Raw genomic sequence first — 22,487 nt, 5'->3', positions numbered from 1 at the left:
GCGCCCACCGTTACCGGGGAGTTCTAGCCGTTGAAACGGATCGGGTTGACCAGGTCGGCGTAGATCAGCAGACCGCCCATGACGATCAGGACGGCCGCCATCACGTAGGTGACCGGGAGCGCCTTGGCCACGTCGACATAGCCCGGGTCGGGACGTCCGGTGAGGCGGGCGAAGCCCTTCTTGAGCGCCTCCAGCAGCGCTCCGGCCATGTGGCCGCCGTCCAGCGGGAGGAGCGGGACGAGGTTGAACAGCCCGACCGCGAGGTTCAGCGAGCCGAGCAGCGCGATGAACATGGCGGTCTTCTCCACCACGGGGCTCTCGGACGCGGCGATCTCGCCGCCGAGGCGGCTGACGCCGACCACGCCGATGGGACCGTTGGGGTCGCGCTTCTCGTCGGTGAAGGCGGCCTTCCAGACGCCGACCATCTTCTCGGGCATCCGCAGCAGCGCCCCGGCGGTGTGCTTGGTCAGCTCGCCCATGTACTCGGCGACCTCGCCGGGGCCCTGGCGCTCGCGGTCCTGGAGCGGGGTGATGCCGAGGAAGCCGACGTTGACGACCTTCTTGGGGTCGTCGAGGTCGTAGAGCTGGTTCTTGGTGACCGGGATCTGGAGCGGGACGTTCTGCCCGCCGCGGTCGACAACGACGGCGACGGTCTGGCCGCCGGAGCCGCGGATCAGGCTCTGGAGCTGGTCATAGGAGTTGATCTTCGTCCCGGCGTAGGAGACCACGCGGTCGCCGGGCTTGAGGCCGACCTTGGCGGCGGGCGTCGGGGTGTAGTTCGCGGGGCAGTCGGTGAGGTTGCTGCCCGCGGGGATCACGCACTTGCTGACCGCGCCGATCACCGGCTGCGGCTCGGGGGTGCCCAGGCCCATGAGCAGGATCGCGAAGAACACCGCGGCCAGGATGATGTTCATCGCGGGCCCGGCGAACATGACGATGAGCTTCTGCCACCACTTCTTGGAGTAGAAGACCCGGTCGCCGTCGTTGGGGCCGACCTCTTCCAGGGCCGCGCCGCGGGCGGACTCGATGAGCCCCTGCCAGGGGCCGGTGCTGACCTGGCGGACCTGGCCGGGCGCGTCCCCCTTGCGCGGGGGCAGCATCCCGATCATGCGGATGTAGCCGCCGAGGGGGATCCACTTGATGCCGTACTCGGTCTCGCCCTTGTGCCGGGACCACAGGGTCGGCCCGAACCCGACCATGAACTGGGTCGTCCGGACGCCGAACAGCTTGGCGAACGAGAAGTGCCCCAGCTCGTGCAGCGCGATCGACGCCATCAGGCCGAAGAACAGGATCAGCACTCCCGCCAGCCAGCCCATACGTGTACGCCTCTCCGATGATCTCCAGCAACGAATTCAGGGTACGTCATCCACCCCGGGCGCAACGCGTACAAACCCACATGCCAGCCCCCGCCCCGCGCGCGATTGCGTTAGTGAGCGGAGAAGCGAGCCGCTAGGCGAGCGCAGGTGGGCCGAGATTCAGTAAACACAGCTAGCCGAGAAAGCCTCGGAGGAGGGCGGCGGTTCCCTCCAGGTGTTCGGTGACGGCGCGGCGGGCGGCCTCGGGGTCGCCGGCTAGGACGGCATCGACGATCGCGGCGTGCTGGACGGCGGCGTGCTCGATGTTGCGTTCGAGGATCGGGATGGCGTTGAGCAGGTCGGTGACGCGCATCCGGGCGTCGGCGCAGGCGGCGGCGAGCAGCGGCGAGCCGGTCAGCTCGGCGATCGTGAGGTGGAAGCGGATGTCGTGGGAGCGGTAGTCGGCCACGGTGGCGGTGTTGACGGCGTCCAGGGCGACGCGCAGCCGGGCCCGCTGGTCGGCGGTGAGCTCGCCGGCGGCCAGGTGGACGGCGGCGCCGGTCTCGACGGCCAGCCGGTAGGTCAGGGCGTCGGTGAGGCGCTCGCCGTGGTCGGCGGCCAGCCGGGCGAGGTCGCCCTGGCCGGGGTCGGGCCTGCGGTAGGTGACGAAGGTGCCGCCCGACCTGCCGCGGCGCGACTCGACATAGCCCTCGTTCTGCAGGGCGCGGATGGCCTCGCGCAGGGTCACCCGGCTGACGCCCAGGCGGGGTGCGAGCTCGCGTTCGGGCGGCAGCCGCTCCCCGGCGGAGACCACGCCGAGCTTGATCACCTGGAGGAGCCGCTCGACGGTCTCCTCGAAGGCGTTGCCCGCCCGGACGGGGTGGAAGGCGGCGGCGCTGGCCGGGTCGAGGGAGAACGCGGCCGGGCTCTGGTTCACGGCCTCTCCTTCGACGGACACGCTCACACGTTACCCGCCGCCTTCCTCGTCCGGTGATCAGGCGAGCTCGGCCTCCGCCTTCTCGATGGCGGCGAACTCCTCTTCGGGGGCGCTGGCCACCAGGTGGTGGCGGCTGTAGAACCAGAAGTAGGCCAGGGCCAGGACGAAAACGCCCGCGGTGATCCCGGCGGCCTTCTCGTCCACGAAGAAGGTGGCCACGACGGCCGCGCAGGCCAGCACGAAGGCGATGCCGGTGGTGACGACGCCGCCGGGCGTCCGGTAGGGGCGTTCGAGGTCGGGCTCGCGGCGGCGCAGGACGATGTGCGACAGCATCATCAGCACGTACGAGACCGTGGCGCCGAAGACGGCGATGTTGATCAGCAGGGCGCCGTCCTTGGTGACGGCGGCGAGCAGGAACCCGACGGTGCCGGGGACGATCAGCGCCAGGAACGGCGTCTTGCGGGTTCCGGTGACCGACAGCCAACGGGGCAGGTAGCCCGCCCGGGACAGGGCGAACAGCTGGCGCGAGTAGGCGTAGATGATCGAGAAGAAGCTGGCGACGAGCCCGGCGAGCCCGACCACGTTGACGAAGTCGGCCAGCAGGCTGCCGTTGCCGAGGACGGCGCGCAGCGCCTCGGGCAGGGGGTTGCCGGACGCCGACATGGCCTTGGAGCCCGCCGTCCCGGGGACCAGGACGAGCATCAGCACGGCCGTGACGATCAGGACGAGCATCGCGGCGATGATGCCGCGCGGCATGTCCCGCTTGGGGTCGCGGGCCTCCTCGGCGGCCAGCGGAACGCCCTCGATGGCTAGGAAGAACCAGATTCCGTAGACCAGGGCGCCGACGACCCCGGCGTAGCCGAACGGAAGCAGGTCGCTGGCTCCGGCGGCGGATCCGGCGGGGATGTCGGTGAGGCGTCCGGCGTCGAAGTGGCCGACGGCGCCGGCGACGAAGGCGGCCAGGCCGACGACGGCGATGCCGGTGATGACGAACATGACGCGCAGGGCCTCGCCGACGCCCCACAGGTGCAGGCCGACGAAGACGACGTAGGCGGCCAGGTAGATCGGCCAGTCGTTCTTGAGGTCGAACCAGCCCAGGGCCTCGATGTAGCCGCCGATGAAGGTGGCGATGGCGGCGGGCGCGATGGCGTACTCGATGAGGATGGCCATGCCGGTGGCGAAGCCGCCGAGGGGGCCGAGCGCGCGGCGGGCGAAGCCGTATCCGGCTCCGGCGACGGGCAGGGCCGAGGCCAGCTCGGCCAGGCCGAAGACCATGAAGAGGTACATGACCCCCATGAGCACGGTGGCGATGAGCAGGCCGCCCCAGCCGCCCTCGGCCAGGCCGAGGTTCCAGCCGGAGAAGTCGCCCGAGATGACGTAGGAGACGCCCAGCCCGGCCAGCAGGATCCAGCCGGCGGCGCCCCGCTTCAGCTGGCGCTTGGCCAGGTAGTCGTCGGCGACCTTCTCGTAGTCCACGCCCTGGACATGGTGTTTCCCGTCCGCCATTGCGTCTCCCTCAATGGGCCAGATACGGACCTTAAATGCTTGATGCCGAACCTTCCGTCACCGTCCGGCCATCTGTCAACGCCTCAGTGTTTCGATCACGTAAACATGGGAGACAGCTCAAGGGTCGATTGACATGCCGAGATCCGGGATGCTTCGATGGCGATCAATGGTCTGCTTTTAGACCGTTTAATTGGCCCCGAAGGGAGCGGATGCCGTGCGGCACGCCCGATTGACCCTGGACCGCCTGCGGGACGAGGCGGCCGCCGGCCGGATCGACACCGTGATCGTCGCCTTCACCGACATGCAGGGCCGGATGCAGGGGAAGCGGCTGTCGTCGCGTTTCTTCCTGGAGGAGATCGCCGGGCACGGCGCCGAGGGCTGCAACTACCTGCTGGCCGTGGACGTCGACATGAACACGGTGGACGGCTACGCGATGTCGTCCTGGGAGACCGGCTACGGCGACTTCGTGATGCGGCCGGATCTGGACACGCTGCGTCCGATCCCCTGGCTGGAGGGCTCGGCGCTGGTCTTCGCCGACGTCCTGTGGGAGGACGGCTCGCCCGTGACCGCCTCGCCCCGGCAGATCCTGCGCGCCCAGCTCGACCGGCTGGCCGAGCGCGGCTGGGGCGCCTACGTGGGCACCGAGCTGGAGTTCATCGTCTACGACGACTCCTACGAGCAGGCGTGGACGAAGGGCTACCAGGGCCTCACGCCGTCCAACCAGTACAACGTCGACTACTCGCTGCTGGGCGGCTCCCGGGTGGAGCCGCTGCTGCGCCGGATCAGGCTCGGCATGGAGGGCGCGGGGCTGTACGTCGAGTCGGCCAAGGGCGAGTGCAACCTCGGCCAGCACGAGATCGCGTTCCGGTTCGCCGAGGCGCTGGCGACCTGCGACAACCATGTGCTCTACAAGACCGGGGCGAAGGAGATCGCGGCCCAGGAGGGCAAGTCGATCACCTTCATGGCCAAGCCGAACGAGCGCGAGGGCAACTCGTGCCACATCCACATCTCGCTGCGGGACGCCGACGGCACGCCGGTCATGGCGGGTGACGGCCCGCACGGCCTGTCCGAGGTCGGCGCGCACTTCATCGCGGGCCAGCAGGCCGCGATGCGCGACCTCACGCTGCTGTACGCCCCGAACATCAACTCCTACAAGCGCTACCAGCCGGGCTCGTTCGCGCCCACCACGATCAAGTGGGGCGTCGACAACCGCACCTGCGCGCTGCGGCTGGTCGGGCACGGGCCGTCCCTGCGGGTGGAGAACCGCGTCCCGGGTGGCGACGTCAACCCGCACCTGGCGGTCGCGGGCCTGATCGCCGCCGGGCTGCACGGCATCGAGAACGAGCTCCCGTTGGAGGAGCCCTACAGCGGCAACGCCTACGCGGCGGGCACCGAGCAGGTCGTCACGACCCTGCGGGACGCCGCCGAGGACTGGACGAACAGCGCCCTGGCCGAGCGGGCGTTCGGCAAGGACGTCGTCGAGCACTACACCAACTACGCCCGCGTCGAGCTGGCCGCCTACGACCGCGCCATCACCGACTGGGAACTGCGCCGCTGCTTCGAGCGGCTGTGACCGGGGAGACCATGAGCGACTTCGATGTGACCAACCCGGCGACCGAGGAGGTCGTCGCGACCGTCCCCCTCGCGGGAGCCGAGCAGGCCGACGCCGCGGTCGAGCGCGCCGCACGGGCGTTCGCGGCCTGGCGGGACGTCGCGCCGGGCGACCGCGCCCGCCTGCTGCGCGCCTTCGCCGACACGGTCGGCGGGCACGTGGAGGAGCTGGCGGCGCTGGAGGTGGCCGAGGCCGGGCACCCGATCGGCCAGGCCCGCTGGGAGGCGGGCAACGTCGCCGACGTGCTGCGCTACTACTCGGCGGCGCCCGAGCGCCTGCTCGGCAGTCAGATCCCGGTGCCGGGCGGGCTCAACGTGACCTTCGCCGAACCGCTCGGCGTGGTCGGCGTGATCGTCCCGTGGAACTTCCCGATGCCGATCCTGGGCTGGGGCGCGGCCCCGGCGCTCGCGGCGGGCAACACCGTGATCGTCAAGCCGTCCGAGCTGACCCCGCTGACCGCGATCCGGATCGGGGAGCTGGCACTGGAGGCGGGGCTGCCCGAGGGCGTCCTGCAGATCCTGCCCGGCACCGGGCCGGTCGCGGGCCGCCGCCTGGTCGACCACCCGGACGTGCGCAAGATCGTCTTCACCGGCTCCACCCGGGTCGGCAAGGAGATCATGGCGGCGGCCGCGCCGGGCGTGAAGCGGGTGACGCTGGAGCTGGGCGGCAAGAGCGCCAACATCGTCTTCGCGGACGCCGACCTGGAGAAGGCCGCCGCGACCGCGCCCTACGCCGTCTTCGACAACGCGGGCCAGGACTGCTGCGCCCGCTCGCGCATCCTGGTCGAACGCGGCGTCTACGACCGCTTCATGGAGTTGCTGGAACCGGCCGTCAAGGGCGTCGTCGTGGGCGACCCGCGCGACCCGGCGACCGAGGTCGGCCCGCTGATCAGCGCCGAGCACCGGGCCAAGGTCGCCTCCTATGTGCCGGACGGCGCCCCGGTGGCCTTCCGCGGCTCGGCCCCGTCCGGTCCGGGCCACTGGTTCGCGCCGACCGTCCTGGCCGGGCCCGACCCGACGTCCCTGCCCGCCTGGGACGACGAGGTCTTCGGCCCGGTCGTCACGGTGGCGCCGTTCGACGACGAGGACGGCGCCGTCCGGCTGGCCAACGACACCGAGTACGGCCTGTCGGGGTCGATCTGGACCCGCGACGTGGGCCGGGCCCTGCGCGTGGCGCGGGGCGTGGAGTCGGGGAACCTCTCGGTCAACTCGCACTCCGCCGTCCGCTACTGGACGCCGTTCGGCGGCTTCAAGCAGTCGGGCCTGGGCCGCGAGCTCGGCCCCGGCGCGCTGGACGCCTTCACCGAGACCAAGAACGTCTTCATCTCCACCGACTGAAGGGCACGAAGAACACATGCAGCGTTTGCAGGACCGCGTCGCGGTCGTGACGGGTGGCGCCAGCGGCATCGGCCTCGCCACCGCCCGCCGGTTCGCCGACGAGGGCGCCCGGGTGGTGATCGCCGACCTGGACGAGGCCAGCGGCAAGGCAGCGGCCGATCAGGTCGACGGCCTGTTCGTGAAGGTGGACGTGACCTCCGAGGAGGAGGTGCGGGCCCTCTACAAGACCGTCCACGACGCCTACGGGCGCATCGACGTGGCGTTCAACAACGCCGGGATCTCCCCGCCGGACGACGACTCGATCCTGGAGACGGGCCTGGAGGCGTGGAAGCGCGTCCAGGAGGTCAACCTCACCAGCGTCTACCTGTGCTGCAAGCACGTCCTGCCCTACATGCGCGACCAGGGCAAGGGCTCGATCATCAACACCGCCTCGTTCGTGGCGGTGATGGGCGCGGCGACCTCGCAGATCTCCTACACCGCGTCCAAGGGCGGCGTGCTGGCCATGTCGCGCGAGCTGGGCGTCCAGTTCGCCCGCGAGGGCATCCGCGTGAACGCGCTGTGCCCCGGGCCGGTGAACACCCCGCTGCTCCAGGAGCTTTTCGCCAAGGATCCCGAGCGCGCGGCGCGCCGCCTGGTGCACGTGCCGGTGGGCCGCTTCGCCGAGGCGAGCGAGATCGCCGCGGCCGTGGCGTTCCTGGCCTCGGACGACTCCTCGTTCATCACCGCGTCGGAGTTCCTGGTGGACGGCGGCATCTCCGGCGCCTACGTCACCCCGGTCTGATGCCGCGCCCGGTCATCGGGATCACCTGCTACGTCGAGGTCTCCCGGTTCACCGTCTGGGAGATGCCGACGGCGCTGCTCCCGTATGCCTATGTGGAGCATGTCGAGCGGGCGGGCGCCCAGCCGGTGATCCTTCCCCCGGCGGGCGATCCGGCGGAGCTGATCGACCGCCTCGACGGCCTGATCGTCGCGGGCGGCGGGGACGTCGATCCGGCCGCATACGGGGCCGCGCGACACAAGAGCGTCAGCCACGTCCGGGGCTTCCGCGATCATGCCGAGCTGGCGCTCGTCCGCGCCGCTCTCGACCGTGACCTGCCCTTCCTGGGCATCTGCCGGGGCCTCCAGGTGCTGAACGTCGCGCTCGGCGGGACGCTCGTCCAGCACCTGCCGGACGTGGTGGGCGACTCGTCCCACTCACCGTCCCCCGGGGTCTACGCCCGCTTCCCGGTCGAGATCGCACCCGGGACGCGCACCGCCGAAGCCGCCGGGCGGACCGCCCCCACGGTCGCGCACTACCACCACCAGGCCATCGACCGGCTCGGGCACGGGCTGCGCGCCACCGCGTGGTCCGCCGACGGGACGATCGAGGCCGCCGAGCTCGCCGGCCGCCGGTTCGCCCTCGGCGTCCAGTGGCATCCCGAGGCGGGCGACGACTCGGCGCTGTTCGACGCGCTCGCCGCGGTGGCGACCGCGCATACGCGCTGCTAGATTGGCGCGAAAGCCGCTGATCCCATGCGGGAGAGTGCCCCCGCCGCCAGCCGGGGGCCGCCGAAGGAGCAAATCCTCCCCGGAACCTCTCAGGCCAACGGACCGCATGGGCCAGGCGACCTCTGGAAAGAGGGGACGATCATGTCCCCCGCCGAAGGTGAAAACCCCTCCCGGGGTGAAGCTCTCAGGCACCGATGACAGAGGGGGAGGCAGCCGACGACGCCCGGTGCACGAGTGGCACGATTGAAGCCACGCGAGCCCGCGAAGAAGGAGCCGACCCGCATGTCCGCCGACCCATCACCCAAGAAGACGCCGCTGTACGACGTCCATCAGGACCTCGGCGCGAACCTCGTCGACTTCGCGGGCTACCTCATGCCGCTGCGCTACGCGGGCGAGACCGAGGAGCACCGCGCCGTCCGATCGGGGGCAGGTCTGTTCGACCTGTCCCACATGGGCGAGATCTTCCTGTCCGGCCCGCAGGCCGCCGCCGCGCTCGACCACGCGCTGGTCGGCAACATCTCGCCGATGGCGGTCGGCAAGGCCCGCTACACCATGATCACCGCCCCCGACGGCGGGGTCCTGGACGACCTGATCGTCTACCGGCTGGCCGACCAGACCTACATGGTCGTCGCCAACGCCTCCAACGTCGCCGTCGTCCGCGCGGCCCTGGTCGAGCGGGCCGAGGGTTTCGACACCGCCGTCGACGACCGCTCCGACTCCTACGCGCTGATCGCCCTCCAGGGCCCGGACGCGCAGGGCATCCTCACCCGCTTCACCGACGCCCCGCTGGCCGACCTGAAGTATTACGCGATCCTGGCAGGGCGTGTCTCCTGTGGGGGGACGACCCCCCACACCCCCCGAGGCGACGGGGCGGCTTCGCCGGATGACGCCGAAATGGTGGACGGGGTGGACGCCCTGATCGCGCGCACCGGCTACACCGGTGAGGACGGGTTCGAGTTGTTCGTCGACTCGGCCGACGCGGTGAAGACCTGGCGGCTGCTGGCCGAGGTCGAGGGCGTCGTCCCGTCCGGGCTCTCGGCCCGCGACACCCTCCGGCTGGAGGCCGGGATGCCGCTGTACGGCAACGAGCTCACCGCCGAGACCACGCCCTACGAGGCCGGTCTCGGGCGCGTGGTGAAGCTGGACAAGCCCGGCGACTTCGTGGGCCGGGCCGCGCTGGAGGCCGCGGCCCAGACCCCGCCCGGACGCAGGCTCGTGGGCCTGGTCGCGCGCGGGCGCCGGTCGCCCCGCAAGGGGTACCAGGTCGTCACGTCCGACGGCACGCCGTGCGGAGTCGTGACGAGCGGCGCTCCGTCACCCACACTGGGCAAGCCGATCGCCATGGCGTACGTCGACAGCGCCGTCGACGCCACCGAGCTCGCCGTCGACGTCCGCGGCCGGCACGAGCCGGTCGACGTGGTCGCACTGCCCTTCTACAAGCGTTCCTGAAACTGGAGAGAGAAGCATCGTGAGCGTTCCCGAGCAGCTCCGTTACACCGAAGAGCACGAGTGGGTCGCCGGCGTCGGCGACGAGAGCGGCATCGTCACGGTCGGCATCACCCAGCATGCCGCCGACGCCCTGGGCGAGATCGTCTTCCTCGAGCTCCAATCGGGTGAGGGCGACACCGTCACGTCTGGCGAGCCCTGCGGCGAGGTCGAGTCGACCAAGTCGGTCAGCGACCTGTACGCCCCCGTCTCCGGCGAGATCACCGCGATCAACAGCGCCGTGATCGACGAGCCGAAGGTGATCAACGACGACCCCTACGGCGAGGGCTGGATCTTCAAGGTCCGCGTCGCCGACGAGCCCGGCGACCTGCTCGACGCCGAGGCGTACAACAAGCTCGTAGAGGAGGCGTAGACGTTGGGTTTCAACGACTCGCTGGCCCAGGCCGACCCGGACGTCGCCCGCGCGGTCGCCGACGAGCTCCACCGCCAGCAGTCCACGCTGGAGATGATCGCCTCGGAGAACTTCGCCCCGGTCTCGGTGCTGGAGGCGCAGGGCTCGACCCTCACCAACAAGTACGCCGAGGGCTACCCGGGCAGGCGGTACTACGGCGGCTGCGAGTTCGTCGACGTCACCGAGCAGCTGGCCATCGACCGGGCCAAGGAGCTGTTCGGGGCCGAGCACGCCAACGTCCAGCCCCATTCGGGAGCGCAGGCCAACACGGCGGTGTACTTCGCGCTGCTCCAGCAGGGCGACACCATCCTCGGGCTCGACCTCGCGCACGGCGGTCACCTGACCCACGGCATGAGGCTCAACTACTCGGGCAAGGTGCTGAACGTGGTTCCCTACCACGTGCGCGCCGAGGACGGCCTGGTCGACATGGACGAGGTCGCGTCCCTGGCGGCCGAGCACCGCCCCAAGATGATCGTGGCGGGCTGGTCGGCCTACCCCCGGCAGCTCGACTTCGCGGCCTTCCGCGAGATCGCCGACTCGGTCGGCGCGCTGCTGATGGTCGACATGGCCCACTTCGCCGGGCTGGTCGCGGCGGGGCTGCACCCCTCGCCCGTCCCGCACGCCGACATCGTCACGACCACCACCCACAAGACCCTCGGCGGACCCCGCGGCGGGCTGATCCTGGCCCGCGAGGAGTACGCCAAGAAGATCAACTCGGCGGTCTTCCCCGGCATGCAGGGCGGGCCGCTGGAGCACGTGATCGCGGCCAAGGCCGTGGCCCTGAAGATCGCGGCCTCGGACGAGTTCAAGGACCGGCAGACCCGCACGGTCGAGGGCGCCAAGATCCTCGCCGAGCGGCTGCTGGCCGAGGACTCCGCCAAGGCCGGGGTCAAGGTGCTCACCGGCGGCACGGACGTCCACCTGGTCCTGGTCGACCTGGTCGACTCCGAGCTGACCGGCCGTGACGCCGAGGACCGGCTGCACGAGATCGGCATCACCGTCAACCGCAACGCCGTCCCCAACGACCCGCGTCCGCCGATGGTCACCTCCGGGCTGCGGATCGGAACACCCGCCCTGGCCACGCGCGGCTTCACCGCCGCCGACTTCACCGAGGTGGCCGACATCATCGCCCTGGCCCTCCAGCCGACCTTCGACAAGGACGGCCTCGCGGCCAGGGTCAAGGCCCTGGCGGGCAAACACCCGCTGTACCCCGACCTGTAAACGGCAGGCCCCCTCCGCCCCGGCGGAGGGGGCCTCGCTACAACGAGGTAGCGCACACATGGCGATCAGCGTTTTCGATCTTTTCAAGATCGGTATTGGCCCCTCCTCCTCCCACACCGGCGGCCCGATGGCCGCCGCACACCGCTTCGCCCGCGGCCTCCACCAGGACGGCATCCTGGAGAAGACCGCCTCCGTCCAGGTGATCCTCTACGGCTCGCTCGGCCTCACCGGCAAGGGACACGGCAGCGACAAGGCCGTCATCCTCGGCCTGGAGGGCGACAAGCCCGAGTTGGTCGACGTCGACACCGTCGACGAGCGCCTGCGGGGCATCGCCGAGAACGGGCGGATACGCCTGTTCGACTCGCACGACATCCCCTTCGTCGTCAACGAGCACCTGATCTTCGAGCGCAAGAAGTCGCTCCCCGGCCACCCCAACGGCATGAGCTTCGCCGCCTTCTCCGAGGACGGCACCGAGCTGCGCACCAAGGTGTACTACTCGGTCGGCGGCGGCTTCATCGTGGACGAGAACGCCACCGGCGCCGACCGCATCAAGGAGGACGACACCGTCCTGCCCCACCGCTTCGACACCGCCGCCGAGCTGCTGGAGCGCTGCTCGGAGACCGGGCTGTCGGTCTCGGCGCTGATGATGGAGAACGAGCGCGCGTTCGGCCGCACGGACGAGGAGATCCGCGAGGGGCTGACCAAGCTCTGGCGGGTCATGCAGGCCTGCGTCGAGCGCGGCTACGCCCGCGAAGGGCTGCTGCCCGGCGGCCTCAAGGTCCGGCGCCGCGCGCCGCAGCTGTACCGCCAGCTCACCGGCGAGCAGCCGTCCGACCCGCTCCAGGCGATGGACTGGGTGACCTTGTTCGCCCTGGCCGTCAACGAGGAGAACGCCGCGGGCGGACGCATCGTGACCGCGCCCACCAACGGCGCCGCCGGAATCATCCCGGCCGTCCTGCACTACTACGCCAAGTTCGTGCCCGGTGCCAGCGACGAGGGCGCCGTCCGCTTCCTGCTCACCGCGGGGGCGATCGGCGTCCTGTTCAAGCAGAACGCCTCGATTTCGGGAGCCGAGGTGGGCTGTCAGGGCGAGGTCGGCAGCGCCTGCTCGATGGCGGCGGCCGGCCTCACCGAGGTGCTGGGCGGGACGCCCGAGCAGGTCGAGAACGCCGCCGAGATCGCCATCGAGCACAACCTCGGCCTGACCTGCGACCCCATCGGCGGCCTGGTCCAGATCCCGTGCATCGAGCGCAACGCGGTCGGTGCCACCAAGGCCATCAGCGCCACCCGCATCGCCCTGCGCGGCGACGGCAAGCACTTCGTCAGCCTCGACAAGGCCATCAAGACCATGCGCGACACCGGCCGCGACATGCTCGACAAGTACAAGGAGACCAGCCGAGGCGGCCTCGCCGTCAACGTCATCGAATGCTGAGGCCCCAGATCTGGCCTTGCGGGCCGTCCAGAACGAGGTGCGGGGCCGGACGTCCGTCGCCGCCTTCCCGGGCGAACCTTGCCAGCATATGGTGGCGTCATGACCCCTCGAACCCTGTGCGCCATGAGCGGCGGCCTGAGCCTCGCCTTGATCGCCACCACCCCCGCCTCGGCCGGGCCGTCGCGGTGGCGGGACGTCCCCTCCCCCGCGCTCGCCTCGGTCGTGACGCTCAGCGACGTCACCGCGACGGGCCCGGCCAACGCGTGGGCCGTGGGCTGGGACAAGGCGCCCGCCCCCGTGATCCTGCGCTGGAACGGGCGGGACTGGACGAGGCAGCCCGTCCCGGAAGGCACCGCCGGACGTCTCACCGGCGTCACCGCGTCCGGCCCCCGAAGGGCCTGGGCGGTCGCCGACCCCTACGACAGCCCGGCGGGCTCGGCCGTCGCCCTGTTCTGGAACGGAAGGACCTGGAACAAGGTCGGCTACCCCGCCGACCTCCAGCCCGGTCCGGTCTCCGCCGCCCCCGGGAGGCCCGCCTGGTCGCTCGGGTGGAACTCGTCCACCAACACCGCCTCCGCCCTGCGTTTCCTGGGCGGCACCTGGGTGCGGCAGCCCGTCCCGCTCCCCGCGGAATCACCCCTCTGGACGCTCAGCGCCCGCGCCGAGAACGACGTCTGGATCGGGGGCGCCAAGCGCCGCGACGACGGCTACTTCCACCCCTACGCCCTGCACTGGGACGGCCGCGCCTGGCAGGAGGTCCCGCCGCCCGCCGAGACGTGGACGTACATCCGCAAGATCGTCCCGGTCTCCCCCACGAGCGTGTGGGCCTACCGCACCGACCTCATCCTCGGCCAGGACCACACCCTGATGCACTGGGACGGCACCACGTGGCGGACGATCCCGATCCCCGTCGCACCGGGGCCGCAGGCGTCCCTCGCCGACGACGGCCGAGGCGGCGTCTGGGTCGCGGGCTCCGCCGGTGGCAAGTCGGTCTACCAGCACTACCGTGACGGCGTCTGGACCACGGCCAACGGCCCCGCCCGCCCCGACAAACGCGTCAGCGCCTACGCGATCACCGGTTCCCTGTGGTCGGTCGGCGACCTCACCGGCGAGGGCGGCACGACCGCCTACATCGAGCGCTACCGCTGACCCACGCCCGCGAGCATCCACGCCTTCGCGGGGTTCTGCGTGAGCGGCGTCGTGCGCCGCCACTCGGCCGTGTAGACCAACCCGGGCTCCAGCAGCTCGAACCCCGCGAAGAGCGCGCGAATCTCCTCCCGCGTCCGCAGGATCGCGGGCGCCGACGCCCCCTCGTAGAGCTTGGCGATCTTCGCGGCGGCGTCCGGCCCGCTGTCGAGCGTCGAATGGGAGAGCCCCAGGTAACTCCCCTCCGGCAGCGCCTCGCGCAACCGCGCGAGAATCCCGCCGGGGCCCTCCTCGTCGGTGATGAAGTGGAACACCGCCGTGATGAGCACCAGCACGGGCCGCGCCAGATCGATGAACCCCCGCAGCCCGGGATCATCCAGAAAGGCGTCCAGCTCCCGCACATCGGCGTCAAACACCCGCACGTCATCCGACTTGCCCAGCAGCGCCCGCGCATGCGCGTTGACCACGGGGTCGTAGTCCGCGTAGACGACCCGCGTCCCGGGTGCGACCTCCTGGGCTACCTCATGCACATTCCGCTGCGTGGGCAGCCCCGCGCCAATGTCAATGATCTGCCGGACGCCCATTCCGCCGACGACATGTTCGATCGCCCGCCCGATGAACGCCCGATTCTCCACCGCCATCAACCGCGCCTCCGGCGCGATCAGCAGCACCTTCTCGGCCGCCTCCCGATCGGCCTCGAAGTTGTCCTTCCCTCCGAGCCAATAGTCGTACATACGAGCGACATTCGGCGCGGAAACATCAAGCTCCGAAGGCAATTCCACAACCGCGAGCCTAAGGGAACCCGGTCTACTCCAGGGCCTCCATCGGGCGCTCGGGATCGATCACGATGGCTTTGAGCAGGTCACGGCAGAAATACAGCTCCACGCGACGGCCCTGGCCGTCATTCGTCACCAGTCCCCGGTAGAACTGCTGAATGAAATTCCTCGGCAGCGGCCCGAAGGCGGCCTCCACCTCGGGGAGCAGAGCGTTCCACGGACGCAGGTCGGAGACAGTCTCAAGCCGCGGCGACGGATGGCCCGGCACGCGGACGAAGCGCTCGTGGACGACGTGTCCCCGGTCGTCCCCGGCGACCTCGAACCAGTAGCCGGGCCAGAGCGGCAACGAGAAGGCATGGAGCCGAAGCCCCTCCGCTTCCGCAACGCTCTCGTGCACGGGCGGCCCGAGGATCTCGGCCATCGTCTCGAAGGCGGGCAGCACGCTGAACATCTCGTCGCGGACGCGCTGCCAGGTCTGGCGACGGGCCGTGAGATCGAGGTAGGCGTCCGGCAGAGAGACGCCGTCGGGATCCTTGCATTCGAGCATGTACATGTCGCGGAGCAGGTATTGCTCGAAGTCCGCGAGCCCGACGGTGGTGGGGCCCGGTCTCGCGGCGGACGTGTCGATATACGCCTGGCATGGTTCGCACCACCATGCGGCCGGCGGGGGTTCACACCCGGCCAGGTGGATCTCGCCTCGCTCCTCGGCTTCGAAGGCGTCGCCCGCTGGGAAACCCCAGTGAACCGGCAGCGTGGTGCGGCCGCACCGGGTGCAGCCTGGACGGAAGTCACTCACTGGTCTTCTGACGAGGGCCGTGAGCGGTTAGTTCTGTCCAGGCGGTGGTTAGGCGGGTTACCACTTCGGTGAGGACGGGGGCGGGGAAGGTGTAGGGGAGGCGTAGGTAGGTGTCGTGGGTGCCGGTGGGGTCCATGGTGGCGCCGGGGATGACCTCGACGCCGTGGCGGAGGGCTACCTGGGCGAAGGTGGCGGCGTCGCGGTCGGGGAGTTCGATCCAGAGGGCCGAGCCGCCGGACGGGGGCTGGAAGCGCCATTCGGGGAGGTGCTCGTTCAGGAGTGCCGTCAGGTGGGCGAGGCGTTGGCGGAGGGTGGCTCCCCTTGCGGCGGCGATCTCGGGGAGGCGCGGGAGCAGGCGGGCGGCGAGGGCCTGGTCGAGGACGGGGCTGCCCAGGTCGGCCAGGGCCTTGTGGCGGGCCAGACGCTCGATGGTCGCGGACGGGGCGCGCACCCAGCCGGTGCGGAGGCCGCCCCAGACGGACTTGGCCAGCGAGTCCGCGGAGAGGATCTCGGCGTCCTTGGGGGCGTAGGCGGCGATCGGGGGGATGTCGCGGTCGCCGATGGTGTTGGCGTTGTCCTCCAGGATCGGGACGCCGTGGCCGGCGGCGAGCCGTGCGACGCCGCGGCGTCGAGACTCGGACATGAGGGTGCCGGTGGGGTTGTGCACGGTGGGCATGACGTAGAGGAGGTCGGGGCGGTGTTCCGCGAACGCGCGGGCGAGGGCGTCCAGGCGGATGCCGTCCTCGTCGAGGGACACGCCGACCAGGCGTGCTCCGGCGGCGCGGAAGACGTCGAAGCAGCCTGGCCAGCCGGGAGACTCGACGACGACGATCGAGCGGCGCCGCAGATACATCTGGGCCGTCAAGGCCAGGGCCTGTGACACTCCGGTTGTGACCAGGACCTCGTCGGGTGTCGTGGGGAGGCCGGTGGTGGTGAGGCGTTCGGCCACCGTGGCGCGCAGGGCGGGCAGGCCGCTGGGGTAGTAGCCGACGTCCCGCATCAGTTCGGGCAGGTCTTCGGCCAGCAGGGCCGCCAGTTCCGTGGCGAGTTCGGGGACGGCGCCCTCCATCGCGTGCCGCAGCGAGATCACCTCGTCCGGGACGTCGATCAGCCGCTGGACGATCGAGGTCGCCCGTCCCCCGGGGACGCGGCCGTCGGCGCCCGGACGGGACGCGGCGGGCTGCCGGACCACCCGGGTGCCGCTGCCGCGCCGGCTGTCGACGATCCCGAGGCCGCGCAGCTCGTCGTAGGCGGTCACGACGGTCGCCCGGCTGACCGCCAGCGCCCCGGCCAGGCCGCGCTCGGAGGGCAGCCGCTCGTCGGGCTCGAGGGTTCCGTCCTGGACGGCCCGCTGGAGCGCGCGGGCGAGCTTGCGATAGAGCGGGCCGGGCCCGCTCATCCAGTCGCCCAGGAGTTCCGCCAGGTCAGCGGGGTCGCGAAAGCGGTCCACTTGGGGGCTCATTGGCCCGGGTCCGCCCGTGTCCATCACGCCAGGCTAGTCGTGAAGCCGCGAAAGGCGGCCACAGCCTGGGAGTACACGAGTCATGAACACCCTTCTCGCCTTCGCCGCGGCGTCCATCGCGCTCATCGTGATCCCCGGCCCGAACGGGATCTACATCGTCACCCGAAGCGCCGCCCAGGGATACCGGGCCGGGCTGGTCTCGGCCCTCGGCGTCGAGACCGGGACGCTGGTGCACATCGCCTTCGCGGTCCTCGGTGTCTCCGCGATCATCGCGGCGTCGCCCGTCGCGTTCACCGTCCTGAAGATCGCCGGGGCCGGATACCTGCTCTACCTGGCCGTGCGCTCGGTGCTACGGCCCTCTGACCTGGACCTCGGCGGCGAGGCGAGCCCGATGCCGCTGAGCCGGGTGTTCCGTGACGGTGTGGTGGTCAACGTGCTCAACCCGAAGGTCGCGCTGTTCTTCCTGGCCTTCCTGCCGCAGTTCGTCACCTCCGGGGCCGGGACGCCCGGCGCGCGGGCCCAGATGATGCTGCTCGGCGCGGTGTTCTTCGTCCTGGCGCTGGCCCTGGACGCGGGCTACGCCCTCGCCGGGGGCGCCGCCCGCCGCTGGCTGGGCCGCCGCTCCTCCTCGACCCGCCGCTACGGCTACGTCATCGGCGGCATCTACTTCGCCCTGGCCGCCTACGCCGTGGTCGCCTGAATTCGTCCAACATAAATGTGCCGGGCGCCTTTCGGGCGCCCGGCGATTCTTTTTTGGGGAGGGGTTAATGGGGGGCGGGTTCGAGTACTTCGTCCCACTTCAGGATGTCTCGGTCGAGGGTGACGGTGATCTTGACGAAGACGACGTCGGTCACGGGGGCGGTGGTGACTTTGAAGGTGACCGAGGAGCGTCCGGCGGGGACGGTCACTTCTGAGGGGAGTTTGAAGGCGGGGGTGCTGCTGGCGAGGGCCACGGTGAGCGGGACGTCCGTGACGCCGTTGAGGCGGACCTTGCCCTCGTAGGTTCTGCCGCCGTAGGTGGGGCGCGGCACCTCGAAGTTCGAGAGGCCGGGACGGACGCGGGTGGTGTGGCTGCGCGTCTTGGCGACGCCGTCGAGCCTGGCGGTGATCGTGACGTCGCCGAGGACGTCGGAGGGCGCCGAAAGCCTGAAGTTCAGGGCTCCCTGCGTTCCTTCGGGGAGGGTGCGGGAGGCGGGGACGTACATGCGCTTGTTGTCGGCGGCGAAGGTGAGCCCGACGCCGCCCTGGGGCACGGCGTTGGGCAGGTTGAGCGTCAGTTCGTAGGCGGCGCCGCCGCTGTGCATGAACGCCGGGCCCGTGAGGCTCCAGTCGCCCGGGTCGTAGTTGCCCTCGTGCCCCCGTGTCTGACCGCCGTCGGCGCGCGCCGGGGCGGTGAGGCCGGAAACGGCGAGTGCGACAAGCACCGCACTCGCCGTCCACGCTCGAACACGAATCATTTTCCCGTCCTTCCGTCGAAGTGAATAGCCCTCTTACCTGTTGATCACCGATTTCTGATCATCGACCGTGGTCCAGATGGTAACCGGTCGACCAGGGTTGCGATAGGGCCAATTTTCACAATTGGTCGGACGGACGGGGACGGAGTTACTTGGCGGCCTCGATGATCAGCGGCGAAAGGGCGGTGGTGGTGTCGAAATCGCTGCTCACGCGGTTCTTGGTGATGGCGAAGGAGATGCCGGTGGCGGTGTCGGCGCAGGCGAAGCTGCCGCCCGCTCCGCCCACGCCGAAGAGGGTGGGGACGTCCAGCACCGGGACGCCCGGGAAGCCGATGAAGTAGCCGAGCGCGGCGGTGGCTTCGTTGCCGAAGACCTGGTCGGTTCCGGTGGCGGAGAGGGCGCTGATCTCGCGCAGGCGGTCGGGCGAGATCAGGCGGACGCCGTCGACCTCGCCCAGCAGCGCGGCGTAAAGGCGGGCCATGGCACGGGCCGTGGTCTTGGCGCCCGCCGGGATCTCGGCGGCCAGGATGTCGGTCCGGTTGCCGAACTCGGCGTTCGGCATCGTCGTCATGGGACCTGCCTTGAACATCGGCAGGTCCGGCGGGAGATCGTCGAGGGACATGCCACCGGACGACTCGGCGTCCTCCAGAACGGCCAGGCGGTGATGCTCGGACTCGGGCATGGCGAGATACAACTCGTCGGCGATGCCGAGCGGGCCGGTGACCTCCTCGGCCAGCACCTGGGACATCGTCTTTCCGGTCGCGCGCCGCATGACCTCGGCCAGGATGTAGCCGAACGTGTAGGCGTGGTAGCCGATCTTGGTGCCGGGCTCCCACCAGAGCTCGGACGCGGCGATCGCGTCGCACATGTGCCGCGGGTCGCACAGGTTCTCCAGCGTGGTGTCCAGGGGGATGCCCGGGACACCGGCGGTGTGGTTCAGGACGTGCCGGATCGTGACGCCCTGCTTGCCGTGCGCCGCGAACTCGGGCCACAGGTCGGCGACGGGCGTGTCGTAGGTGAACACGCCGCGCTCGGCCAGGACGTGGACGACGGTGGCGGTGGCCGCCTTGCCGATGGAGTAGTTGTAGAAGACCGTCCCCGGGGTGACGGACCGGCCGGTCGCGGGGTCGGCGAGTCCGGCGACGGCGTCGACGACCTGGACGCCGTCCCGGTACACGGCGACCTGGATCCCCCGCTCGGCTCCCGAGGCGACGAGTTCGTCAATGGCTTTCTGAACGCTCATATGCGGCTCCTTCGATGGGTGTTCTCGGGTAGACCTTCCTTCCTGGTCAAACTCATCGCACCGGCCCGGGAACGGGACAGCCGAGGGCGGCGCCCACGTTGAAGGCGGACGCGCTGACGGCAAGCGCGCGGCGTGCCGCGTCCCGGGCCCGCGCGCCACCGACGACGTGCTGGTCCAGGTGTGGGACGGGGCGCTGGGTCAGCCGGTGGTGGGGGCTCCCGGGGAGCTGGACGAGACCGGGCGGGGGCTGCTGCTGGTCGAGTCGTTGTCCGAGGAGTGGGGGTTCGCGACGGACGTGCTGGGCGGCAAGATCGTCTGGGCTCGGGTGGGACCGGCCGAGGTGCGGTCGACGGCCCACAGGAGCAGGCCGAGCGCGCAGACTCCGGCCAGGAGCAGGGTGACGCCGTCCCAGCCGTGCGCCGAGTACAGGGCCGAGGACGCGGCCGAGCCGATCATGCCGCCCGCGAAGTAGGTGACCATGTACGCGGTCGTGACGCGGCTGTGGGCGGTGTCGTCGAGGCGGTAGATCTCGCTCTGGTTGGTGATGTGCAGGCACTGGGCGGCCAGCGTGATCACGAAGGCTCCCGCCGCGAGGGCCGCGATGTGGCCGGACCCGGCGGCGGCGATGCCCGTCCCGGCGAGCATGAGGACGAAGGACACCGCGGTCATGCGGCGGCTGTGGCCCCGGTCGGCGAGCTTGCCCACCAGGCCCGTGACGAACACCGTCGGGACGACGATCAGCGAGAACAGGCCGATGACCGCCTGGCTCAGCTCCCACGGGGGCGCGGCGAGGTGGAAGGCGATCGGCGTCCAGAGCGCGTTGAAGGCGACGAAGGTCAGGGCGCCGTACATCGCGCGGTAGCGCAGGACGGGCTGTTCCCGCACGATGCGGGCCACCGACAGCAGCAGGCGCGGGTAGCTGTGCGTGGACGTCGGGGGCCGGTCGGGCAGGGCCCGGTACAGGACGACCGCCGTGATCGCGGTGAGGACGGCGGCGAGCGCGTACATGGCGCGCCATCCGGCGGCCTGCGCGACCAGGCCGGACAGGGCGCGCGAGAGCATCGTCCCGAGCAGGAGGCCCGACATCACGAGCCCGATGACGCGGCCGCGCTCGTGGTCGGCGGCGAGCGTGGCGGCGAACGGGATGATGATCTGGGTGCCGACCGTGGTCAGGCCGACCAGCGCCATGCCCGCGTAGATCAGGCCGATCGAGGGTCCGGCGGCGATGGCCGCCAGGCCGAGCACGGAGATCGCCAGCAGGCCGGGGATGAGCCGGCGGCGGTCGAGCAGGTCGCCGAGCGGGACGAGCAGCAGCAGGCCGAGCGCGTATCCGGCCTGGCCGGTGGTGACGATGTACCCGGCCGTGGCCGTGCCGACGTCCAACTCGCGGGCGATGGTGTCGAGCAGCGGCTGGGCGTACCAGAGGTTGGCCACGGTGAGCCCGGTCGCCACGGCGAACAGCAGCACCATCGGACGGCTCAGCCGCGCCGACTCGTTCGTTTGCATGGTCCCAGCCTGGTCGAGACTTATTCTGCTGTCCAACAGCAAATTCCGATCGGACTATGCGTGAGGATCGATTAATGGAGCTGCGCCAGCTTGAGCACTTCGTGGCCGTGGCCGAGGAGTGCCACTTCACCCGGGCGGCGGCGCGGGTGCGGATCGCGCAGTCGGCCCTGTCGGCCTCGATCCGCTCGCTGGAGCGCGAGCTGCGGGCCGAGCTGTTCACCCGCAGCACCCGCCGGGTGGCGCTGACCGAGGCCGGACGGGCCCTGCTCGCCGAGGCGCACCAGGTGCTCGCCGCGGCCGAGGCCGCGCGCGACTCGGTGGCCTCGGTGCAGGGGCTGCTGCGCGGGCGGCTGCGCATCGGCGTCCTGCAGAGCATGCGCGGCCTGGACCTGCCGCCGGTGCTGGCCGAGTTCCGCGCCGCCCACCCGGGGGTCGAGCTGCTGATGCGGCACTCGTCCACCACCGGGCTCGCCGATATGGTCCGCGAGGGCGCGCTGGACGTCGCCTTCGTCGGCCTCCCGCACCCGCCGCCGGACCTGGAGATGGTGCCGTTGCTCAGCCGCCGCCTCATGGTGGCGTGCGCGCCCGGCCACCGCTTCGCCCGGCTGGACGCGGTGCGCCTGGCCGACCTGGCCGACGAGGTGCTGGTGGACTTTCCGCCCGGCTGGGGCATCCGGCTGATGCTGGACGAGGCGTTCGCCGCCGCCGGGCTCACCCGCCGAACCGGGATGGAGGTCGGGGACGTGACGCTGATGCTGGAGCTGGCAGCCCAGGGCCTGGGCCCGGCCGTGATGGGCGCCGGGCTCCATCACACCGAGCCGGACGTCCGTTTCGTCCCGCTGGTCGAGCCGGAGCTGACCTTCACGATCACCGCCGCGCTCCCCCGGGGCCACACCCCGTCGGCGGCCGCCCGGACGCTCGTCGACATGCTCCTACGCCGGAATGACGCCTCGCCCGAACGGTGAGTGCGCGCCCTCGCGGGCGGGCTTGCCGCAGTGGGCGCAGACGACGACAGGTTCGAGGACCTCGCCGCACGAGTGCCACCACCGCACCGGCGGGTCGTCGGGGTTGAGGTGGCGGTCGCCCCACTTCATCAGCATGGCCAGGACGTCGCTCAGCTCGCGTCCCGACTCGGTCAGGTGGTACTCGAAGCGCGGCGGGTGGGCGCTGTAGAGCTCGCGGCGGATGACGCCGACCGACTCCAGCTTGCGCAGGCGTGCGGTGAGGATGTCGCGCGAGGCACCGGTGTTGCGGGCGATGCCGTCGAAGCGGCGGACCCCGTGCAGGATCTCGCGGATCGCGAGCAGCGACCATCGCTCGCCCACCAGTTCGAGGGCGTCGGCGATGGAGCATGCTCGCGGGTCCGCGTTCTTGGGCAT

Annotated in this window: 21 protein-coding genes and 2 riboswitches; of the genes, 11 read left to right on the top strand and 10 right to left on the bottom strand. The window is 70.9% G+C overall.

From position 1 onward, the window contains the following. Positions 1 to 23 precede the first annotated feature (23 nt). The 3 genes from ACQPY4_RS08240 to eat form a co-directional block, all read right to left on the bottom strand. Complete coding sequence (locus tag ACQPY4_RS08240; RefSeq protein WP_433334087.1) at positions 24 to 1,316, bottom strand: M50 family metallopeptidase; 1,293 nt, start codon at positions 1,314 to 1,316, stop codon at positions 24 to 26. A 172-nt stretch (positions 1,317 to 1,488) separates the two neighbouring features. Continuing rightward, on the bottom strand, positions 1,489 to 2,253 hold the full coding sequence (locus tag ACQPY4_RS08235) for a FadR/GntR family transcriptional regulator (RefSeq protein ID WP_433334085.1): 765 nt from the start codon (positions 2,251 to 2,253) through the stop codon (positions 1,489 to 1,491). A gap of 36 nt (positions 2,254 to 2,289) precedes the next feature. Then, entirely contained in the window at positions 2,290 to 3,738 is a 1,449-nt protein-coding gene (gene eat / locus ACQPY4_RS08230) for an ethanolamine permease (protein ID WP_433334083.1), read from the bottom strand. A gap of 214 nt (positions 3,739 to 3,952) precedes the next feature. On the opposite strand from eat, the gene ACQPY4_RS08225 reads away from it, so the two are divergent. The 9 genes from ACQPY4_RS08225 to ACQPY4_RS08185 all read left to right on the top strand — a co-directional run bounded on the left by ACQPY4_RS08225 (position 3,953) and on the right by ACQPY4_RS08185 (position 13,874). Further along, the gene (locus ACQPY4_RS08225; protein ID WP_433334081.1) at positions 3,953 to 5,311 is read left to right on the top strand and encodes a glutamine synthetase family protein; all 1,359 of its coding nucleotides are present in this window, start codon (positions 3,953 to 3,955) and stop codon (positions 5,309 to 5,311) included. Between the two features lie 11 nt (positions 5,312 to 5,322). Continuing rightward, entirely contained in the window at positions 5,323 to 6,687 is a 1,365-nt protein-coding gene (locus ACQPY4_RS08220) for an aldehyde dehydrogenase family protein (RefSeq protein WP_433334079.1), read from the top strand. A gap of 16 nt (positions 6,688 to 6,703) precedes the next feature. Further along, the gene (locus ACQPY4_RS08215; RefSeq protein WP_433334077.1) at positions 6,704 to 7,468 is read left to right on the top strand and encodes a 3-oxoacyl-ACP reductase; all 765 of its coding nucleotides are present in this window, start codon (positions 6,704 to 6,706) and stop codon (positions 7,466 to 7,468) included. Further along, positions 7,468 to 8,175: a gamma-glutamyl-gamma-aminobutyrate hydrolase family protein gene (locus ACQPY4_RS08210; protein WP_433334075.1), complete on the top strand. Its 708-nt coding sequence runs from the start codon at positions 7,468 to 7,470 to the stop codon at positions 8,173 to 8,175. Before ACQPY4_RS08215 ends, ACQPY4_RS08210 begins: the two co-directional genes overlap by 1 nt. A gap of 17 nt (positions 8,176 to 8,192) precedes the next feature. Then, positions 8,193 to 8,290, top strand: a riboswitch (glycine riboswitch). A 1-nt stretch (position 8,291) separates the two neighbouring features. Beyond that, positions 8,292 to 8,386, top strand: a riboswitch (glycine riboswitch). A 71-nt stretch (positions 8,387 to 8,457) separates the two neighbouring features. Further along, a complete protein-coding gene (locus tag ACQPY4_RS08205; RefSeq protein WP_433334073.1) occupies positions 8,458 to 9,624 on the top strand; it encodes a glycine cleavage system aminomethyltransferase GcvT in 1,167 nt (388 codons plus the stop codon). Positions 9,625 to 9,643: 19 nt separating this feature from the next. Continuing rightward, positions 9,644 to 10,033 (top strand): glycine cleavage system protein GcvH, encoded by a 390-nt coding sequence (gene gcvH, locus ACQPY4_RS08200; RefSeq protein ID WP_433334071.1) that lies wholly within the window; start codon positions 9,644 to 9,646, stop codon positions 10,031 to 10,033. Between the two features lie 3 nt (positions 10,034 to 10,036). Further along, positions 10,037 to 11,293 carry a serine hydroxymethyltransferase gene (gene glyA / locus ACQPY4_RS08195; protein ID WP_433334069.1) on the top strand — a complete coding sequence of 419 codons (1,257 nt, stop codon included), beginning with the start codon at positions 10,037 to 10,039 and terminating at the stop codon, positions 11,291 to 11,293. Positions 11,294 to 11,351: 58 nt separating this feature from the next. After that, positions 11,352 to 12,725, top strand: coding sequence for an L-serine ammonia-lyase (locus ACQPY4_RS08190; protein WP_433334067.1), 1,374 nt, complete (start codon positions 11,352 to 11,354; stop codon positions 12,723 to 12,725). Between the two features lie 99 nt (positions 12,726 to 12,824). Further along, complete coding sequence (locus ACQPY4_RS08185; protein WP_433334065.1) at positions 12,825 to 13,874, top strand: hypothetical protein; 1,050 nt, start codon at positions 12,825 to 12,827, stop codon at positions 13,872 to 13,874. On the opposite strand, the gene ACQPY4_RS08180 is transcribed toward ACQPY4_RS08185, so the two are convergent. Genes ACQPY4_RS08180 through ACQPY4_RS08170 form a run of 3 tightly spaced genes read right to left on the bottom strand, consistent with a single transcriptional unit; the run spans position 13,865 to position 16,893 of the window. Then, positions 13,865 to 14,653, bottom strand: coding sequence for an SAM-dependent methyltransferase (locus ACQPY4_RS08180; RefSeq protein WP_433334063.1), 789 nt, complete (start codon positions 14,651 to 14,653; stop codon positions 13,865 to 13,867). The genes ACQPY4_RS08185 and ACQPY4_RS08180 overlap by 10 nt on opposite strands. A gap of 25 nt (positions 14,654 to 14,678) precedes the next feature. Further along, a complete protein-coding gene (locus ACQPY4_RS08175; RefSeq protein WP_433334061.1) occupies positions 14,679 to 15,443 on the bottom strand; it encodes a hypothetical protein in 765 nt (254 codons plus the stop codon). Beyond that, entirely contained in the window at positions 15,436 to 16,893 is a 1,458-nt protein-coding gene (locus tag ACQPY4_RS08170; RefSeq protein ID WP_433334059.1) for a PLP-dependent aminotransferase family protein, read from the bottom strand. Before ACQPY4_RS08170 ends, ACQPY4_RS08175 begins: the two co-directional genes overlap by 8 nt. Positions 16,894 to 16,987: 94 nt before the next feature. On the opposite strand from ACQPY4_RS08170, the gene ACQPY4_RS08165 reads away from it, so the two are divergent. After that, positions 16,988 to 17,605: a LysE family translocator gene (locus tag ACQPY4_RS08165; protein WP_433334057.1), complete on the top strand. Its 618-nt coding sequence runs from the start codon at positions 16,988 to 16,990 to the stop codon at positions 17,603 to 17,605. Positions 17,606 to 17,669: 64 nt separating this feature from the next. Here ACQPY4_RS08165 and ACQPY4_RS08160 read toward each other — a convergent pair whose 3' ends face one another. The 3 genes from ACQPY4_RS08160 to ACQPY4_RS08150 form a co-directional block, all read right to left on the bottom strand. Then, positions 17,670 to 18,362, bottom strand: coding sequence for a hypothetical protein (locus ACQPY4_RS08160; protein ID WP_433334055.1), 693 nt, complete (start codon positions 18,360 to 18,362; stop codon positions 17,670 to 17,672). Positions 18,363 to 18,507: 145 nt separating this feature from the next. Next, positions 18,508 to 19,602 (bottom strand): serine hydrolase domain-containing protein, encoded by a 1,095-nt coding sequence (locus tag ACQPY4_RS08155; RefSeq protein WP_433334053.1) that lies wholly within the window; start codon positions 19,600 to 19,602, stop codon positions 18,508 to 18,510. A 198-nt stretch (positions 19,603 to 19,800) separates the two neighbouring features. Continuing rightward, positions 19,801 to 21,108 (bottom strand): MFS transporter, encoded by a 1,308-nt coding sequence (locus ACQPY4_RS08150; protein ID WP_433334051.1) that lies wholly within the window; start codon positions 21,106 to 21,108, stop codon positions 19,801 to 19,803. A gap of 74 nt (positions 21,109 to 21,182) precedes the next feature. On the opposite strand from ACQPY4_RS08150, the gene ACQPY4_RS08145 reads away from it, so the two are divergent. Next, positions 21,183 to 22,073: a LysR family transcriptional regulator gene (locus tag ACQPY4_RS08145; protein WP_433334049.1), complete on the top strand. Its 891-nt coding sequence runs from the start codon at positions 21,183 to 21,185 to the stop codon at positions 22,071 to 22,073. Here ACQPY4_RS08145 and ACQPY4_RS08140 read toward each other — a convergent pair. Then, positions 22,041 to 22,487 carry a winged helix-turn-helix transcriptional regulator gene (locus tag ACQPY4_RS08140; protein ID WP_433334047.1) on the bottom strand — a complete coding sequence of 149 codons (447 nt, stop codon included), beginning with the start codon at positions 22,485 to 22,487 and terminating at the stop codon, positions 22,041 to 22,043. The genes ACQPY4_RS08145 and ACQPY4_RS08140 overlap by 33 nt on opposite strands.

The organism is Spirillospora sp. CA-294931 (assembly GCF_050946795.1).
Taxonomy (GTDB): Bacteria; Actinomycetota; Actinomycetes; order Streptosporangiales; family Streptosporangiaceae; genus Spirillospora.
The sequence above is the reverse complement of the archived record's forward strand: the minus strand, read 5'-3'. Positions and strand labels throughout refer to the sequence as shown.

Bases quoted from the DNA above. Each gene is read 5' to 3' on its own strand.
- ACQPY4_RS08140 (WP_433334047.1), bottom strand. From the start codon at position 22,487: ATGCCCAAGAACGCGGACCCGCGAGCATGCTCCATCGCCGACGCCCTC.
- ACQPY4_RS08215 (WP_433334077.1), top strand. From the start codon at position 6,704: ATGCAGCGTTTGCAGGACCGCGTCGCGGTCGTGACGGGTGGCGCCAGC.
- ACQPY4_RS08165 (WP_433334057.1), top strand. From the start codon at position 16,988: ATGAACACCCTTCTCGCCTTCGCCGCGGCGTCCATCGCGCTCATCGTG.
- ACQPY4_RS08220 (WP_433334079.1), top strand. From the start codon at position 5,323: ATGAGCGACTTCGATGTGACCAACCCGGCGACCGAGGAGGTCGTCGCG.
- eat (WP_433334083.1), bottom strand. From the start codon at position 3,738: ATGGCGGACGGGAAACACCATGTCCAGGGCGTGGACTACGAGAAGGTC.
- ACQPY4_RS08150 (WP_433334051.1), bottom strand. From the start codon at position 21,108: ATGCAAACGAACGAGTCGGCGCGGCTGAGCCGTCCGATGGTGCTGCTG.
- ACQPY4_RS08155 (WP_433334053.1), bottom strand. From the start codon at position 19,602: ATGAGCGTTCAGAAAGCCATTGACGAACTCGTCGCCTCGGGAGCCGAG.
- ACQPY4_RS08205 (WP_433334073.1), top strand. From the start codon at position 8,458: ATGTCCGCCGACCCATCACCCAAGAAGACGCCGCTGTACGACGTCCAT.
- ACQPY4_RS08145 (WP_433334049.1), top strand. From the start codon at position 21,183: ATGGAGCTGCGCCAGCTTGAGCACTTCGTGGCCGTGGCCGAGGAGTGC.
- ACQPY4_RS08160 (WP_433334055.1), bottom strand. From the start codon at position 18,362: ATGATTCGTGTTCGAGCGTGGACGGCGAGTGCGGTGCTTGTCGCACTC.
- ACQPY4_RS08210 (WP_433334075.1), top strand. From the start codon at position 7,468: ATGCCGCGCCCGGTCATCGGGATCACCTGCTACGTCGAGGTCTCCCGG.
- ACQPY4_RS08190 (WP_433334067.1), top strand. From the start codon at position 11,352: ATGGCGATCAGCGTTTTCGATCTTTTCAAGATCGGTATTGGCCCCTCC.
- ACQPY4_RS08185 (WP_433334065.1), top strand. From the start codon at position 12,825: ATGACCCCTCGAACCCTGTGCGCCATGAGCGGCGGCCTGAGCCTCGCC.
- ACQPY4_RS08240 (WP_433334087.1), bottom strand. From the start codon at position 1,316: ATGGGCTGGCTGGCGGGAGTGCTGATCCTGTTCTTCGGCCTGATGGCG.